The sequence below is a fragment of the Gardnerella sp. KA00243 genome (assembly GCF_049244105.1).
Classification (GTDB): domain Bacteria; phylum Actinomycetota; class Actinomycetes; order Actinomycetales; family Bifidobacteriaceae; genus Bifidobacterium; species Bifidobacterium leopoldii.
Map to the genome: position 1 here is coordinate 1,426,685 of NZ_CP058375.1, position 14,340 is coordinate 1,441,024.

A 14,340-nucleotide genomic window follows, 5' to 3' on the forward strand; every position below is an offset into this window, starting at 1 on the left:
TATGGCAGGAACGAATCCTAGAGCTGCACGTATTGCAGCATTAATTCAGCGCGTAATCGCTTCCAATATGGAATCGCATTTGCATGATAAGCGTTTGGCGAGTGTGACTATTACGGAAGTGCGTGTTACGAACGATTTGCAAATTGCAAAGGTTTACTGGACTCAACTTGGTCACGAAGGCAAAGAGCAGGGCGAGCGTCAGCGTGCAGCACAAGCTTTGCAGCAGGCTCACGGTCGACTGCGCTCTTTGGTCGGTGCAAAAGCTGGATTGCGTTTGACTCCTCAATTGCAATTCATTTATGACGAAGTGCCGTCTGAAGCGCACGAAATTGAGGATATTCTTGTTGCAGCTCGTCATCGTGATGAAGAATTAGCTAAGTTGCGTGAAAATGCTAAGTATGCTGGCGATGTCGATCCGTATAAGAAGCCGCGCGAAGTTGAAGAATCTGACGATGATTTCGATGACGACGACGATTTTGACGACGACGATGACTTTGAAGAGGGCGACTTTGAAGACATGTCTGAATCGTCTGACAACAATTAAATCTCAAAGCAAACTCAATGTGAATCGTATAGTAGCTAGATTTAACTTATGTGCATACCAGATTCAGGATTACTGCTTGTAGATAAGCCGCAAGGTGTTACAAGTCACGATATTGTTGCATGCGCTCGTCATTTGTTGCATACAAAGCGAGTTGGGCACGCAGGAACGCTTGATCCTATGGCAACAGGATTGCTAATCATAGGTTTTGGCAATGCAACGCGACTTTTAAATTACATGTTGGGGCACAATAAAACCTATGAAGCAGTAATCCGCTTAGGAGAAGCAACTACTACTGATGATGCAGAAGGTGAAATTCTTCCGAATGACGCATTAAATATAGGTCCGGGGGTTCACGTTGCTAATAAAGACATGTCTTTTGAAAAGTCACTGTCTTTTGAGCGAATTAAGCAAGTTGTTAGCGAAAATTTAGTAGGCAAAATTATGCAAGCTCCTACTGCTTTTTCTGCTATTAAAATTAATGGTCAACGCGCTTATGATTTAGCGCGCGAAGGAAAATCAGTAGAGATTGCTCCTAGAGAGATATTTGTTAGTGATTTTTCAGTGAGCAATCCTCGAATTACTAGGGGAGTGAGTGGGAAACTCGTATGCGATATATCTGCAAAAGTTTCTTGCAGTAGTGGAACATATATTCGCGCTTTAGCTCGTGATTTAGGTCGCTTACTAGGAGTTGGTGGACATCTTACTCAGCTTCGTCGCACTAGCGTTGGTGATTTTTCGGTTACTGATTCGCGAGTTCTTAAACTTCGCTCGCAAATGCGAGAATTTACTGATCGCAATGGAGTATTGCAGCATCGCTCAAAAGCAGTTCCTAGTGACGATTTTGACGCAAATAATATGCTTCCTAAAATTTGCTTAAATATGATGGATGCAGCTTCGCATTCGCTTCCAACTTTAAGCATTGATGAGAATCAAGCTAAAGACTTACGTTTTGGGCGCTGGATTGAGCTTAAATCTGGCATAAATTACGAAAATTATCCTGCAATAGCGTACGTTTCAAACGCAAATACTGAGGAATGTGACGTTGTTGCAGTAGTTGAATTGACAAAAAATATAAAAAGTAATCAAATCAAACCAATTGTGGTATTTCCGGCAAGCGAGAAGACTGGTAAACTAGATAAGTATTTAAAATAACGAATTGCGTATTTTGCGTAGTTTGCTTGAGTAATGCTTGAACGCGGATAGTAAGGATATCATGAAGGTCATCGACATTCGACCAGATGCCAACGGCATGATTAATTGGCCAACGCTAAGTGCAGAGCGTAAAGCGGTTGTTACCATTGGCGTATTCGACGGTATGCACAAAGGTCATCGCGAGGTTATTCGTCGTACTGTGGATCTTGCGCATCGTCATGGAGCGTTTTCAGTAGTGATTATGTTTGATCCGCGTCCAAGCGTAGTGCATGCTAATCCTGATTTATACGATGATTTTGGCGACGTTAATTCTAAACTTCCGGACGATCCGGATGCTCTTACAAGCGTGCGTCAACGTTTGCGCGTGATGTCACAGTTGGATGTTGATCATGTTGTGATTGTGCGCTACAGCCTTGCTTTTGCTGCAAAATCGTACCGTTTCTTCTTAGGTCAGCTCGTTGGAAAGCTTGGTATGCGAGCATTAGTTCTTGGCTCTGATGCTGCGCTTGGTGCTCGTCGTGCTGGTGATATCAAAGCAATTCGTGAGTTGTCTCAAGCAACTGGAGTTTTTGAGCTTATTGAAGTAGAGGATTTGGGTCCAGATGACGTTCGCGTGCCTGATCCTATTGTTCGTGAAGTTCCACAGGAGCCTGGAGATCCTAAAGATCCTTCTGAGGGCATGAATAAAGCTGAATATCGTGCTTGGAGTAAGAGCATGCCAAATAAGAAAGTGCGTGCTTGGAGTTCTACAAATGTGCGCTGGATGTTGGCTACTGGTCGAGTCAAAGAAGCGCGTGAAATTTTGGATCAGCCGCATCGCGTTGAAGGAACAGTAGTTCATGGAGACGAGCGTGGGCGCGAGATTGGATTCCCAACAGTAAATCTTGGCGAAAAAATTGAAGGCTATGTGCCAGTTGATGGCGTGTATGCAGGTTGGGTTGTTGATTTAGATGCTGACAATAAGAACGATGTCAGACCATCGAAAAATGCTGTTCCAGATGTGAGTGTTTTGCGTCGTGATGAGCTTCATTTAGGCGTTCATTCTCCGTGGCGTTGGCCTGCTGCGATTTCTATTGGAACTAAGCCAACATTTAATAAAGATGGCGAAGAAGATGCAGAGCGCACTGTTGAAGCTTACGGATTGTTCGACGATTGGAAAGACTTGTACGGGCATCGCGTTTGCATTGAGTTTGCTAGTTTCTTGCGTCCGCAACAGGCTTTTGATTCAGTTGACGCGCTAAAAGATATGCTCAAAGCTAATGTTGAGCAAGTGCGCGAGATTACAGATGCTGAAGCTGAAGTCTGATTTTGATATTTGCGCTTAGTGGTTTTTAGTTGCGATTATTTTTGCTAGCTGCGTTTAGCTCATAGCCCAAGTGCTTTTAACGCTTCTCGCACTGTGCTAACTTCAATAATTTCTAATCCTGGAATACTAACGCTTTTCCGCATATGGCAAACTATTGCGCGCCTATATCCTATTCGCGCAGCCTCGCGCAATCGCGGCTCTATTCTTGGCACTGGGCGAACTTGACCGGTTAAGCTCATCTCGCCAATTGCGCAAGTTTTAGGAGTTACTGCTTTCCCGGCAGCAGCGCTAGCTAAAGCTGCTACGATTGCCAAGTCGCAAGACGGCTCCTTTGCCAACGCTCCTGCAATAGTAGATACGTACAAATCTTTTGCAAGCAAATTAACGCGTCCGTGACGATACAAAACTGCTGTAAGCATTGCAAGACGGTTAGAATCAACACCAGAAACTGCACGGCGAGGAGTGGGCAGAGCCGATTGTGTTACAAGTGCTTGTATTTCAATCGGCAGGCTTCTGTGTCCTTCAAGTGTAAAAGTGACGCAAGTTCCGTCGTTTGTGCCATCTTGCGCATTTTTACCTTGATTATTGTTTTCTGTAGAAGACAAAAACAGTCCGGAAGGATCCGGCACTTCCTCAATTCCTTCACCGCTCATATCGAAGCAGCCAACTTCGTCTGTAGGTCCAAAGCGATTCTTTACAGCTCTTAGCATGCGTAGCGCTGTTTGTGTATCGCCCTCAAATTGACATACTGTGTCTACTAAATGTTCAAGCGTACGCGGCCCTGCTATTGAACCATCTTTTGTAACGTGCCCAACTAAAAGTATCGGAATATTGTTAGCTTTAGCAACGTCGATAAGTGCGCTCGCAACTTCTCTAACTTGTGTAGAACCGCCTGTAATACCATCTACTTCTTGTGCGGAAATCGTTTGTGCAGAATCGACAATAGCAAGCGTAGGGTGATGTGTTTCAATAAGATCTAGTACAGTGTCAAGATCGCCTGTTGTTGCAAGTAATAAATAATCGTTTACAGCGTTAATTCTAGACGCGCGCAATTTAACTTGTGCTGCTGATTCCTCGCCGGAAATATACAATACAGGGGGAGTGTTGCTTTCTTTTGATTGTTTAGATACGTAAGCTGCAGTTTTTAGAAGTAGTGTTGATTTTCCGATACCTGGCTCTCCTGCTATAAGAGTTACGGAGCCTGGCACAAGTCCTCCGCCTAATACTCGATCGAATTCGCTAAAACCAGTGTGGATGCGCATTGCGTCGTCTGCTTGAATTTCGCTAATTGGTTGCGCGGATGTTGCTGAATCGAGAGTTGAATGTGCGATATTGCGATTAGAAGTAGTTATGTTATCTGGTGAACATGCGCGCGATGCTGTTGTTGCGCGTGATGCACGTGTTGTACGAGATAATCCGCTAACTCGCGCTTCTCTAAACTCGTTCACTGTGCCCCATTCGCCACATTCAGGGCAGCGACCGTACCATTTTGAGCCACTCCAACCGCATTCGGAGCATAAATAGTGAAGAGTAGATTTACTAGCCATATCTCGACGCTATACGCTTTATTAGACAATCATATTTTGTATTTGTTTTTGATTGTAAAGCGCTTTTGCGTACTAAAAGCGTCATCGCGATGTGACATAATGCAAGTATGTCGAAATCGAATGCTTCAAGTATGAATGCTTCAAAGATGGGTGCGTTGAATATGAATTCCTCAAGTGTCAATAATTCATCACACAGCAAGTTATTAGTTGTGTTGACTTCAGCTGCAGTAATTGTGGTTTTGGCTCTAATTTCAGCATTTATGTGGCCAGGTTGGGCATTGAATCACGAAAATGTTGCGAGCAAAAATCATATGGTAATGCCTAAAACGCCTTCTATACCATCGAAACCTTTGCCAGCATCTTCTACGGCATTGCTTAAGGCTATGCCTGATAGCGTACTTGATTTCGCTCGTGTTGACGCTATACCTAGTGCAACTTGGACTGAATCGTCGCCTTTGGAGGAATATTCTGTTAAGTACTCAACTGGTCAGCCAGATGGGGAAGTGTCTGTAACTGTTGCTCAATGGTCGAATCGCGATTCTGCGAACAAGCAGTATGAAGCGTTAGTTGATGGACTTAAGGGTTCTGATATCGCAAGTGGAAAAATTCAAGTTTCTGGTAAGACTTCCGGTAGCTATGTGTTGCGAAATGATGAAAATGATAAATCACAGGCTAGTGCATTGTGGCAGAACGATACCGCTGTTTTTGAAGTGAACGGCGCAAAGCAAGCAGTAGAGCGTTTTTATCACAGATTCCCAATGTAAATGTTGTAAAAAATGATGTTCTTTGTAATATCACTCCACAAAGTCGTTAAAACGGTGTAACATTAGGCAAGTTGCACACTTTACATAGGAATGGAGGCTTCAGATGGGTTCTGTCATCAAGAAGCGCCGCAAGCGGATGAGCAAGAAGAAGCACCGCAAACTGCTGCGTAAGACTCGTCACCAGCGCAAGTAATTTTCTTACTATGCGTTGATGCGTGTCTGAACGTTTAGGCACGTAAGACTTTTTTGAAGCGTCGGTTTTTCCGGCGCTTTTTATATACAAAAAAGTAGAGCCCGCGTTTGCGGACTCTACTTTTCGATTAGTTTCGCTACTTATTTGGGTTTGTAAGCGTGCGAGGACCGTTTGGATCGCCGACAATCACCGTGTCAACCATGTTCAAGAACAAGCCGTGTTCCACAACGCCAACAGTTTCAATCAAATCTTTCGCCAACTCCTGCGGATGCTCAATGCGCTCCATATGCAAATCAACCACGAAGTTGTTCTCGTCGGTGCGCACTTCCTTGCCGTCAGCATCAAGACGCAAAACTGGCTTATATCCGCGCTTTTCGAACTTACGAATCACCTGCGCGGAGCCAAACGGAATCACCTCAACAGGAAGTGGGAACTTGCCAATCGTGTCGACTACCTTACTTGCGTCAACAATCCACACGATGCGGTCGGAATTAATAGCTACAATCTTTTCCCAAAGAAGAGCTGCGCCGCCGCCTTTAATTCCGTTGAAATTCTTGTCAACTTCGTCAGAACCATCGATTGTAACGTCAATGTGATCCACTTCGTTAATGTCGAGAATCTTAATGCCGTAGCCTTCTGCTTGCTCTTGTGTGCGACGAGAAGTGGTGACTCCTGTGAAGCTTAAGCCTTCTTCCTTAACTCTGCGGCCAAGCTCGTCAACCAAGAAGCGCACTGTAGAGCCGGTGCCAAGACCAACCATCATTCCATTCTTTACAATCTTTGCGGCTTCAATGCCTGCTGCTTTTTTAAGCGCATCTTGTTGTGCTTTATCCATTATCCCTGCTTTCTTGTTTTTGTTATTCCCGAGTTCGCCGATGAACTTCCATCGCTATTTGCGGGAGAGGCTTTGTGTTTTTATGCGTGCCTCATTTTCGTACATTTCCATATTAACCTTTGCCAAGATTTTTAGGGCTATGTGCATCTTAGTTGCGTCGTCATTCATTCACGGGATATTCGTGTGGTAGAGATTTGAGATTTTTCGCACTGAACGAAGGACGCTCGCGCGGTTAACGCGCTCGCTACTGAGCTTGCGCTGAAAGCACACTGTGCTTTCAACTTGAGCAAGCTCACGCTCCGAGTTGCTTTCGCGCGCGCAATGCTGCGCGAAAGCAGGTCGTCGCGCCCTCGTTTGGAGCGCGACACTAAACGAATTGCAAAAATAGCTATGAAAGGTAGAAGGCAGTTGGAGATAAATGCAAGGTGCCGTCGGGCTCTACGTAGCCGCTTACGTTGATTGTGCCGGAAATAAAACGCGCCTCGCCGTTAAAGCTTGGGCTTGTGTTTGGCGGGGGAGTAAACTGCAGCACGCCAGAAACACTTAATCCTTGAACTGGTTTAGATGTAGTTTGCGTAACATTTTGCTCTGTTTTTGGAACTTCTTGAACAATAGTTATAGCGTCTTGCTGGTGCATATCTTGTTTATTTTCTATTGATAGTGCATCTTTTTCGCTATTTTCTAACGTTTCACGCTTTGTTTCACGCATTTGTTCAGGCTTCGTTTCACATGCTGCTTCTTGCGCTTGTTTGCGTGCTGATTCATTTACAGATTCAGTTAGATCACTAGCATTTTTACTATTTTGTGCAGAAAAATCAGGATTAATATCTTCGCCAACTGTGCGTTCAAGATGATATTCTGCATTGGAAATTTTGCCATCTAAAAGCATTTTCGCATCACTTGGCACATTCGTACCTTTTGCATATTCAGAAGCAAGAAGCGACTTCCAGCCTTCTAAAGGCAAGTATCCGTCCTTCAAACCATTTCGGCAATCTTCCGCATATCCGCGCGCTAGTGTATCAACTTTTTCGTTTCCTTCGTTTCCTGCGTGACCCTTAACCCACACGAATTTTACGGCGCCTTCGCGCTTAGTAATTTCCGCGTCGATTGCTCGAATCAGCTCGGCATTTTTAACAGGTTCATTTTTAGAGTTTTTCCAACCGTTCTTTTTCCATCCGTGAATCCACGTAGTTGCGCAGTTTATAGCGTATTGTGAATCACTTTCGATTGTGAGCGGCTCACTTCCAGGATGTGCTCGTAAAGCTTCCAAAACTGCGCATAATTCGCCAATTTGATTTGTGCCATTAGTTGCGCCTCCAGCATCTGCATTGCCTGTGTGATGGTGTTCGTTAGAGCTACCAGACTCGTCAATGTGATCTGCCCACGCCCAACCCATTGAACCGTTTGGGTTTCCGAGCGCGGAACCGTCTGTTGAAACAACAATCATGACAAAACCTTTCAAAAATGCGCCGGCTGCAGATTGCAACCAGCGCAATTAGTAGATTCTTTATTTACGCAAGATTATTACGTTACGCTAAAGCCTTGTCGACTACAGCAGTAGCTTCCTCAAGCACCTTGTCAAGTGCTTCTGGAGAAACGAAGGATTCTGCGTAAACCTTGTAAATATTCTCGGTACCAGATGGGCGAGCAGCGAACCAGTTGTTCTTAGTCGTCACCTTCAAGCCGCCAATCTTTGCGCCGTTTCCAGGAGCTTCCGTAAGCTTTGCGGTAATATCTTCGCCAGCAAGCTTAGTTGCTTCAACGTCGCTGCCGCTCAAAGCTGCGAACTTCTGCTTTTGCTCAAGAGTTGTCGGCGTATCGACGCGCTTATACCAGCTTTCGCCAAAGCGAGCAACCTGATCCTGGTGAAGCTGAGCTGGGTTCTTGCCAGTCTTTGCAGTAATTTCCGCAGCGAGTAAATCAGGAATCAAACCATCCTTATCGGTGGTCCACACGCGACCATCTTTGCGCAAGAAGCTCATGCCGGAGCTTTCCTCTCCGCCGAAAGCAACTTCGCCGCTAAAGAGTGGGTCAACGAACCACTTGAATCCAACTGGAACTTCCACAAGCTTTGCGTTAATAGAAGCAGCCACGCGGTCGATCAAGGAAGAAGACACAAGCGTCTTGCCGATAGCAGTATTCTTTGGCCAATCCGGACGAGCACCGCCGAACAAATACTCCACGCATACCGCAATGTAATGGTTCGGGTTCATAACGCCCCAGTTAGGGCACACAATACCGTGGCGGTCAGCATCTGGATCGGTGCCGCCAACCAAATCGTACTTATCCCAAGCGCCAGCGTTAAGCTGATCAACTAAGCCCTTCATTGCGTAAGGGGAGCTTGGATCCATACGAATCTTGCCATCGTGGTCAATAGTCATGAATCGCCAAGTTGGATCAACTTCTGGACGCACAACGCCGATGTTCAAACCGTACTTTTCGTTCATAAGTGGCCAGTAGTTTACGCTTGCGCCGCCGAGTGGGTCAATTCCCAAACGCACGCCGCTAGAGCGAATCACATCGAAATCAATAACGTTTGCCAAATCGCTAACGTAGTGTTCGCGGTAATCGAAGCCTTCAACCAAATCAGACTTGATTGCTTCCTCGAAAGGTATGCGCTTTACGGACTTGTAATTGTCGAGCAATTCGTTTGCACGAGCTGCAATTGCGTTAGTTACTTCCGCAGGTGCAGGGCCGCCTGTTACAGGATCGTACTTAAAACCACCGTCAGTTGGTGGGTTGTGTGAAGGAGTGACGACAATGCCGTCAGCCAAGCCGTCGCCGCTAAAACGCTGAGTGCCGTCGGCTGCGCGATTATGAGTCAAAATAGCCTGAGAAACAACAGGAGTTGGCACGAAGTCGCCGCGAGAATCCACGCGAACGTGAACTCCGTTAGCAACCAAAACCTCGATAGCGGTTTTTTGAGCAGGCTCAGAAAGAGCGTGCGTATCGCGACCAATATAAAGAGGACCAGTTACGCCAGCTTTCTTACGATATTCAGCAATAGCTTGCGTAATTGCCACAATATGAGCTTCGTTAAACGAAGTTTTCAAAGCAGAACCACGGTGACCGGACGTACCGAAAATCACGCGCTGTTCTGGAATGTTGGAATTTGGAACTTCATCATAGTAAGCGCCAACCAAAGCGTCGACGTTGACTAGATCTTCTGGGGTGGCGGGCATTCCCGCATTTTTTGCTACCATAATTTTTTATTTTGCCACAGCGCTTGTATTTTATTTATTTTCTGGCACTCTTACGCATAATGCTTGCTTGTCAACAGTGAAGCGCAAATGTTTCGTATAGCCCAAAATGTCGCCGTCTACTTGCACTGGAGCAGATTTTTCTAATTGCACTTCTGCGCTAAAACCTTGCGTTTGGTCAATTCTTGAGCCTGCAGAAAGCGAATCCTGCTGTAGCGCGCGCCCTGTTAGCGTCTGGTGTATTACTCCTCGGAACAAATTAGCCCAACCAATTAAACCGCCCGAAGTGTCAATAATCTCAAAATCAAGCACGCCATCGTCGTACGCTGCTTCTGGCATAAGCGAAAACATAGGAATTTGACCGCAATTTCCAGCCATAAGTGTGCGGAAAGTCAATCCTTTTAGCACACTTTCGTCGCCATTTGAACGCTGTAAGGTAACGGTTGCGCGATATTTTGGCATAAACAAATGCTTTACACCAGAGACAAAATAAGCAAGCCAACTAATATTCTTTTTTAAGTTTGGATCAGTGTCGTCAATCATTAACGCGTCAAAACCAATGCCTGCAATAATTAAGAATGCGTGTCCATGATCTTCTTCTGGATTGTCGAGAATCGTTACGCGCCCAACGTCAACCTGCCTAGAGCCGTGAGAAGTTGCAACACGCAGCGCAGCATCCACGTCGTTTACTGGAATTCCCATATTTCTAGCAAAAAGATTGCCGGTTCCAATAGGAATAATTCCCATCGCATGACCTTTACCGCTTACTGCGCTCGCAACAGTACGAACCGTGCCATCTCCGCCGACCGCTACTACTACGTTAGCTCCGTTTGAAAGCGCTTCTAAAGCGCATTCGCGCCCATCTTTATCTAACTGTGTATCAATAATTTCGTAGGTTAAATTGCGTTCTTTGCAATAATTTTTAATACTTTCGCGATATGATTCCGCTTGTGGTTTTGAAGGATTAAGTATGAATGCGTAATGCACTGAGTCGCCGTGTCGTTGAGCAAGTTTTTCTGCCAAATGATGACGTTTTAAAGCGCGCGAAACAATCATGATGACGAATGGTGCGAGTACAAGCGCGAATACAATCATCATAAGAGCAATAGTCGCTTGAATAGGCATAGTTGGCATACCTCCTATTCTTGCACATTATTTTTCCTACAATACTAAATTTTGCGGCATATTGCGAATATTTACGTTTTTTACACATTTGTGTAGTATTTATTGTTTTTATAAATATCGTTTATTGCTTGTATTAGATGTTTATTAGTTACTCATTAGGTGTCGGCTAGTTGCTAGTTAATTGTGCATTTTGCTGCTTTTGCTTGTTCTTTGCTCGTTTTTTAACGTGTATTATTCGCATTAATTCTGTACTAAATATTTAGCTAGTTATATAGCTAGTTATGTAACCAGTTATGCTCTCATGTTTCGCTAATACTAATTTCGTGCGTCGCTAGTGGTAAACTGTGCAAGCGTGTCTGTCGCATACAATTATTGAGCAGAGGTTTTGAATATGGCTGAATTACAGCAAAATTTTGAGGGAGATGAATCCTTCAATATTACATCTAGTAATATGCCTGATGATGCTAGTGACGATACTGTTGCTTTTATGCAGGTTCCTCAAAGTCATGTAGAAGATCAAATGGCTGATAATTCTGTTAATTATGAGGGAACTCTTGCTGATAATTTAGGCGAAGTCGCCGATGAAGAAGATACTTCTGGAGACATTGTTGACGATATCGTTGAAGATATTGCCGGTAATAAGAAGAATGTGTTTGGCAATAATGCTACATCTTATGGCATGTATGCAAATGCAACTCCTGCCGATTCAACTGCAACCGATTCATTTAGAGTAGTAGAGCCGAAAGCAAAGAAACATCGTGCGAACCGTTCCGCATTGGCGTTGATGTATTCGCTTCTTATTTTTGTTATTTTGTTAGCTGCAGCATTTTTTGCACTTCATTTGTATTTCAACAATCGAGTTGCTCCAGGTGTTGATTTTGGTGATGCTTCTATTACGCGCAATCTCACTGGCTATCAGGAAGATTCTGTAAGCAAGACTGTTCAGAATGCTGTGGATCATAGCGAATTAGTAATTAGTGACGATCAAGGCAATAGTGTTGATGCAGATTTGAGTCAACTTGGTGTCAAGATTGATAAGAACGCAACTGTAAAAGCTATTATGAATGCTAAGCGAGATAATTTATTTACTCGTATTATGCCTTGGGTTCATCAAACCGTGAGCTTGAAAGCTGTACGTGATGATTCTGCTTTGGATTCGTACTTATTGCATAAGTTTATTCGTGAGAAGGATCGCGCTGTACCTTATAGTGCAGTTTTCGACAAGGATTCTGAATCTTACAAGGTAGAGGATGGTATACCTGGTCGCACTATAGAAACTATGTCTGTTCGTGAAGCAGTAAAAAAGTTAATTGCTCACCCTGGTAAAACAGTAAAAGTTTCTGTTACATCTCGACGCACTGACGCTCCTATTAAGCTTGATGCAGCGCAGAAACTTGTAGATGATTTAAATAAACTTCTTGAGAAAAAAATCACGTTTAATAACGGTGACGGTAAAGATTTTACGGTTCCAAAAGAAGCGATTGCGTCTTGGATCAGTATAAAAGCAGATACGACTCGCCGTAAGCTTTCTTACACAATTGATGCAGATAAAGCAGATTATTATTTGTCTCAAGTTCTTCCAAAAGAGCTTAATCAGCAAAAGATTAATCAGGAAGATGCAGTCAATAAAGAAGGCAAGTTTATTTTCACAACACTTAAAGGTTCTAATGGTGTTGAAATTAGCTATTCCGATAGTATTGCGAAAAAGGCTGTAGAATCTTTGCGCAATGGCAATGATTTCAAGATGTCTGTTCCTTCAAAAATCACTAAGTTTACCGTTGAAAAGAAGCTTGTTGAAATGCGCATTGTTGTTGACAAAACAACCCAAACGGCTTCTGTTTATAGGAATGATGAACTTGTAAAAACATTCCCTGTTTGCACAGGTAAGCGCGGTGCCGATGATTCAGCTTCTGGTACATTCTTTATTTACTTGCGTTATGCTTCACAAGATATGCGCGGTAGGAATGGCGATGGATCTCCTTACTTCTCTCCTGGAGTGCGTTGGGTTAGCTATTACCATGGTGGAGAAGGTTTCCACACTGCTTCTTGGAATTATAAGGGTATTGCAACTGGCGATGCTGCAAATCACGGCTCTCATGGTTGCATAAACATGTATGAGCAGGATGCTCGCTGGATTTTTGAAAATTGCCCACGTGGCACTATTGTGCAAATTGTTGGCACGACTCCGGATGGTCCGGTACGCGAATGAGCGAATCTGTGGGTAACTCACTTAACAAAGATGAACGCGCCGAAGGACTTTCGCTTTCTGCGCGTTCTAATCTTGAGTATGTGCAAAGCCCACAATCTACTCCGCAATTAGTGGCGTCTAGACGGATTAGCAGTGCGCCAATTCCTGTGCATGTGACGGCAACATTGTTTGACGCTCCTTCTAAAGCTGAGCGTATTGACAATAAGCCATTGCTTGTGCGTTTTGGTCGCAGGCTCATTACGTCTATTGTCGGCATGTGGATGCGTCTTGCTGGTCGTGTTGCTCGTCGTTTTAGCTGGTTTCCAAGTGTTGAGCCATATATTGGGTATGGAACGCATAGATATGCTCGCTTGATTTGCAGAACTGTGTATGCTCCAAAGCTTGGTCATCATTCTGCTCTAAAACGCGGAATTTATGCGATGCTTGTTGTTCCTGCTGTGCGTGTGCGCGTGGCTTTGTCTATTGACGGTATTCCTGTAGAAACAGCTCAAATTGGCGATTCTGAAATATACGATAAGCCTGAAGGTTCACGCGATGGTAGTGCAGAGTACTGTATTTCTGACCGTGCAGGGTATTTAGATTTAATTACCGAACGCGCTTTAGAGCCTGGTCGTCACGTTGTTTCGTATTCTGTTAGTGACCGTGAGCCTGTAAAAGCGAGTTTATTTGCTATTGATGCAAATGTTCCTGTTGGTGTTATTTCGGACGTTGACGACACTATTATGGTTACTCAAGCGCCTTCGCCAATTCGCGCTGCTTATAATTTGCTTATTATGAATCCTGCTCATCGTTCGCCAGTTGCTGGAATGTCTGAGTTTTTCCAGTCTTTAGAGCGTTTGCGTGACGATATTCCATTTTTCTATCTTTCTACTTCTCCGTGGAATGTTGAGGCTTCAATTCGTCACTTTATTGATCGCGAAAAGTTTCCTGAGGGTCCTCTTCTTCTTCGTGATTTGGATCCGCGTCCTAAAACTTTTATTCCAAACGGACCGCAGCATAAATTAGAATTTGCAACTCAACTTATGGATGATTTTCCTGGCATGCGTTTTGTGCTTATTGGCGATGATGGTCAAAAGGATCCTTTAACGTATGCGAATATTATTCGTAAGCATCCAGGTCGTGTGCTTGCAGTAGGTATTAGGCAATTGCGTAAGCGCGCTACTGTTGAGGATTTTCGTCGTAAATTATCTCGTGATTTTGCTGTTGCTTTAAGTGCATCTAAGCGTGCGTATGTTTTTTCGGATGCTCTTGATACTACGTGTGAAGATGCGCAAGAAATTCCTACTATGGCGATCGAAAAATTACATAATGCTAACGAGTTTTCTGGTGATATTGATGATTTTGATGATGCTCAAATGCGCATAATTGAGGCAGAAGGTGCTGCTGGTACTTTGCAAGGCGTGCCATTTTTGCAGCTCCTCAAGGCAAAGATTTAGCTAAAGTAATGCTTCCGTTTATAGAGGAA

12 protein-coding genes are annotated in these 14,340 nt (G+C 44.2%); 7 read left to right on the top strand and 5 right to left on the bottom strand.

Annotation, left to right across the window (positions count from 1 at the left end):
* Position 1: 1 nt before the first annotated feature.
* From rbfA to ribF, 3 genes are all read left to right on the top strand, one after another.
* Positions 2-544 (top strand): 30S ribosome-binding factor RbfA, encoded by a 543-nt coding sequence (gene rbfA, locus HXT50_RS05610; RefSeq protein ID WP_004105446.1) that lies wholly within the window; start codon positions 2-4, stop codon positions 542-544.
* A 48-nt stretch (positions 545-592) separates the two neighbouring features.
* Positions 593-1,696 carry a tRNA pseudouridine(55) synthase TruB gene (gene truB, locus HXT50_RS05615; RefSeq protein ID WP_004105445.1) on the top strand — a complete coding sequence of 368 codons (1,104 nt, stop codon included), beginning with the start codon at positions 593-595 and terminating at the stop codon, positions 1,694-1,696.
* Positions 1,697-1,757: 61 nt separating this feature from the next.
* Positions 1,758-3,002, top strand: coding sequence for a bifunctional riboflavin kinase/FMN adenylyltransferase (gene ribF, locus HXT50_RS05620; RefSeq protein ID WP_004105442.1), 1,245 nt, complete (start codon positions 1,758-1,760; stop codon positions 3,000-3,002).
* 59 nt (positions 3,003-3,061) lie between these two features.
* Here ribF and radA read toward each other — a convergent pair whose 3' ends face one another.
* The gene (gene radA, locus HXT50_RS05625) at positions 3,062-4,549 is read right to left on the bottom strand and encodes a DNA repair protein RadA (protein ID WP_004574079.1); all 1,488 of its coding nucleotides are present in this window, start codon (positions 4,547-4,549) and stop codon (positions 3,062-3,064) included.
* 107 nt (positions 4,550-4,656) lie between these two features.
* On the opposite strand from radA, the gene HXT50_RS05630 reads away from it, so the two are divergent.
* A complete protein-coding gene (locus tag HXT50_RS05630; protein ID WP_004109607.1) occupies positions 4,657-5,313 on the top strand; it encodes a hypothetical protein in 657 nt (218 codons plus the stop codon).
* A 103-nt stretch (positions 5,314-5,416) separates the two neighbouring features.
* Positions 5,417-5,506, top strand: coding sequence for a 30S ribosomal protein bS22 (locus HXT50_RS05635; RefSeq protein WP_004268639.1), 90 nt, complete (start codon positions 5,417-5,419; stop codon positions 5,504-5,506).
* A 136-nt stretch (positions 5,507-5,642) separates the two neighbouring features.
* On the opposite strand, the gene rpiA is transcribed toward HXT50_RS05635, so the two are convergent.
* The 4 genes from rpiA to HXT50_RS05655 all read right to left on the bottom strand — a co-directional run bounded on the left by rpiA (position 5,643) and on the right by HXT50_RS05655 (position 10,675).
* Entirely contained in the window at positions 5,643-6,341 is a 699-nt protein-coding gene (rpiA, locus tag HXT50_RS05640; protein WP_004105437.1) for a ribose-5-phosphate isomerase RpiA, read from the bottom strand.
* A 388-nt stretch (positions 6,342-6,729) separates the two neighbouring features.
* Positions 6,730-7,836, bottom strand: a complete 1,107-nt coding sequence (locus HXT50_RS05645; protein WP_174191491.1) for a ribonuclease H family protein — start codon at positions 7,834-7,836, stop codon at positions 6,730-6,732.
* Between the two features lie 34 nt (positions 7,837-7,870).
* On the bottom strand, positions 7,871-9,544 hold the full coding sequence (pgm, locus tag HXT50_RS05650; protein ID WP_004105434.1) for a phosphoglucomutase (alpha-D-glucose-1,6-bisphosphate-dependent): 1,674 nt from the start codon (positions 9,542-9,544) through the stop codon (positions 7,871-7,873).
* Between the two features lie 30 nt (positions 9,545-9,574).
* Positions 9,575-10,675, bottom strand: a complete 1,101-nt coding sequence (locus HXT50_RS05655) for a diacylglycerol/lipid kinase family protein (RefSeq protein WP_004105433.1) — start codon at positions 10,673-10,675, stop codon at positions 9,575-9,577.
* 382 nt (positions 10,676-11,057) lie between these two features.
* Here HXT50_RS05655 and HXT50_RS05660 point away from each other — a divergent pair, with 382 nt between their 5' ends.
* On the top strand, positions 11,058-12,875 hold the full coding sequence (locus HXT50_RS05660) for a L,D-transpeptidase (RefSeq protein ID WP_112928497.1): 1,818 nt from the start codon (positions 11,058-11,060) through the stop codon (positions 12,873-12,875).
* Positions 12,872-14,311 (top strand): phosphatase domain-containing protein, encoded by a 1,440-nt coding sequence (locus tag HXT50_RS05665; RefSeq protein WP_421777105.1) that lies wholly within the window; start codon positions 12,872-12,874, stop codon positions 14,309-14,311. Before HXT50_RS05660 ends, HXT50_RS05665 begins: the two co-directional genes overlap by 4 nt.
* Positions 14,312-14,340 lie beyond the last annotated feature (29 nt).

What these genes read in the sequence shown, in the direction of transcription:
- rpiA (WP_004105437.1), bottom strand. Translation starts at nt 6,341, where the DNA reads ATGGATAAAGCACAACAAGATGCGCTTAAAAAAGCAGCAGGCATTGAA.
- rbfA (WP_004105446.1), top strand. Translation starts at nt 2, where the DNA reads ATGGCAGGAACGAATCCTAGAGCTGCACGTATTGCAGCATTAATTCAG.
- HXT50_RS05660 (WP_112928497.1), top strand. Translation starts at nt 11,058, where the DNA reads ATGGCTGAATTACAGCAAAATTTTGAGGGAGATGAATCCTTCAATATT.
- ribF (WP_004105442.1), top strand. Translation starts at nt 1,758, where the DNA reads ATGAAGGTCATCGACATTCGACCAGATGCCAACGGCATGATTAATTGG.
- pgm (WP_004105434.1), bottom strand. Translation starts at nt 9,544, where the DNA reads ATGGTAGCAAAAAATGCGGGAATGCCCGCCACCCCAGAAGATCTAGTC.
- HXT50_RS05655 (WP_004105433.1), bottom strand. Translation starts at nt 10,675, where the DNA reads ATGCCAACTATGCCTATTCAAGCGACTATTGCTCTTATGATGATTGTA.
- truB (WP_004105445.1), top strand. Translation starts at nt 593, where the DNA reads ATGTGCATACCAGATTCAGGATTACTGCTTGTAGATAAGCCGCAAGGT.
- HXT50_RS05635 (WP_004268639.1), top strand. Translation starts at nt 5,417, where the DNA reads ATGGGTTCTGTCATCAAGAAGCGCCGCAAGCGGATGAGCAAGAAGAAG.
- radA (WP_004574079.1), bottom strand. Translation starts at nt 4,549, where the DNA reads ATGGCTAGTAAATCTACTCTTCACTATTTATGCTCCGAATGCGGTTGG.
- HXT50_RS05665 (WP_421777105.1), top strand. Translation starts at nt 12,872, where the DNA reads ATGAGCGAATCTGTGGGTAACTCACTTAACAAAGATGAACGCGCCGAA.
- HXT50_RS05630 (WP_004109607.1), top strand. Translation starts at nt 4,657, where the DNA reads ATGTCGAAATCGAATGCTTCAAGTATGAATGCTTCAAAGATGGGTGCG.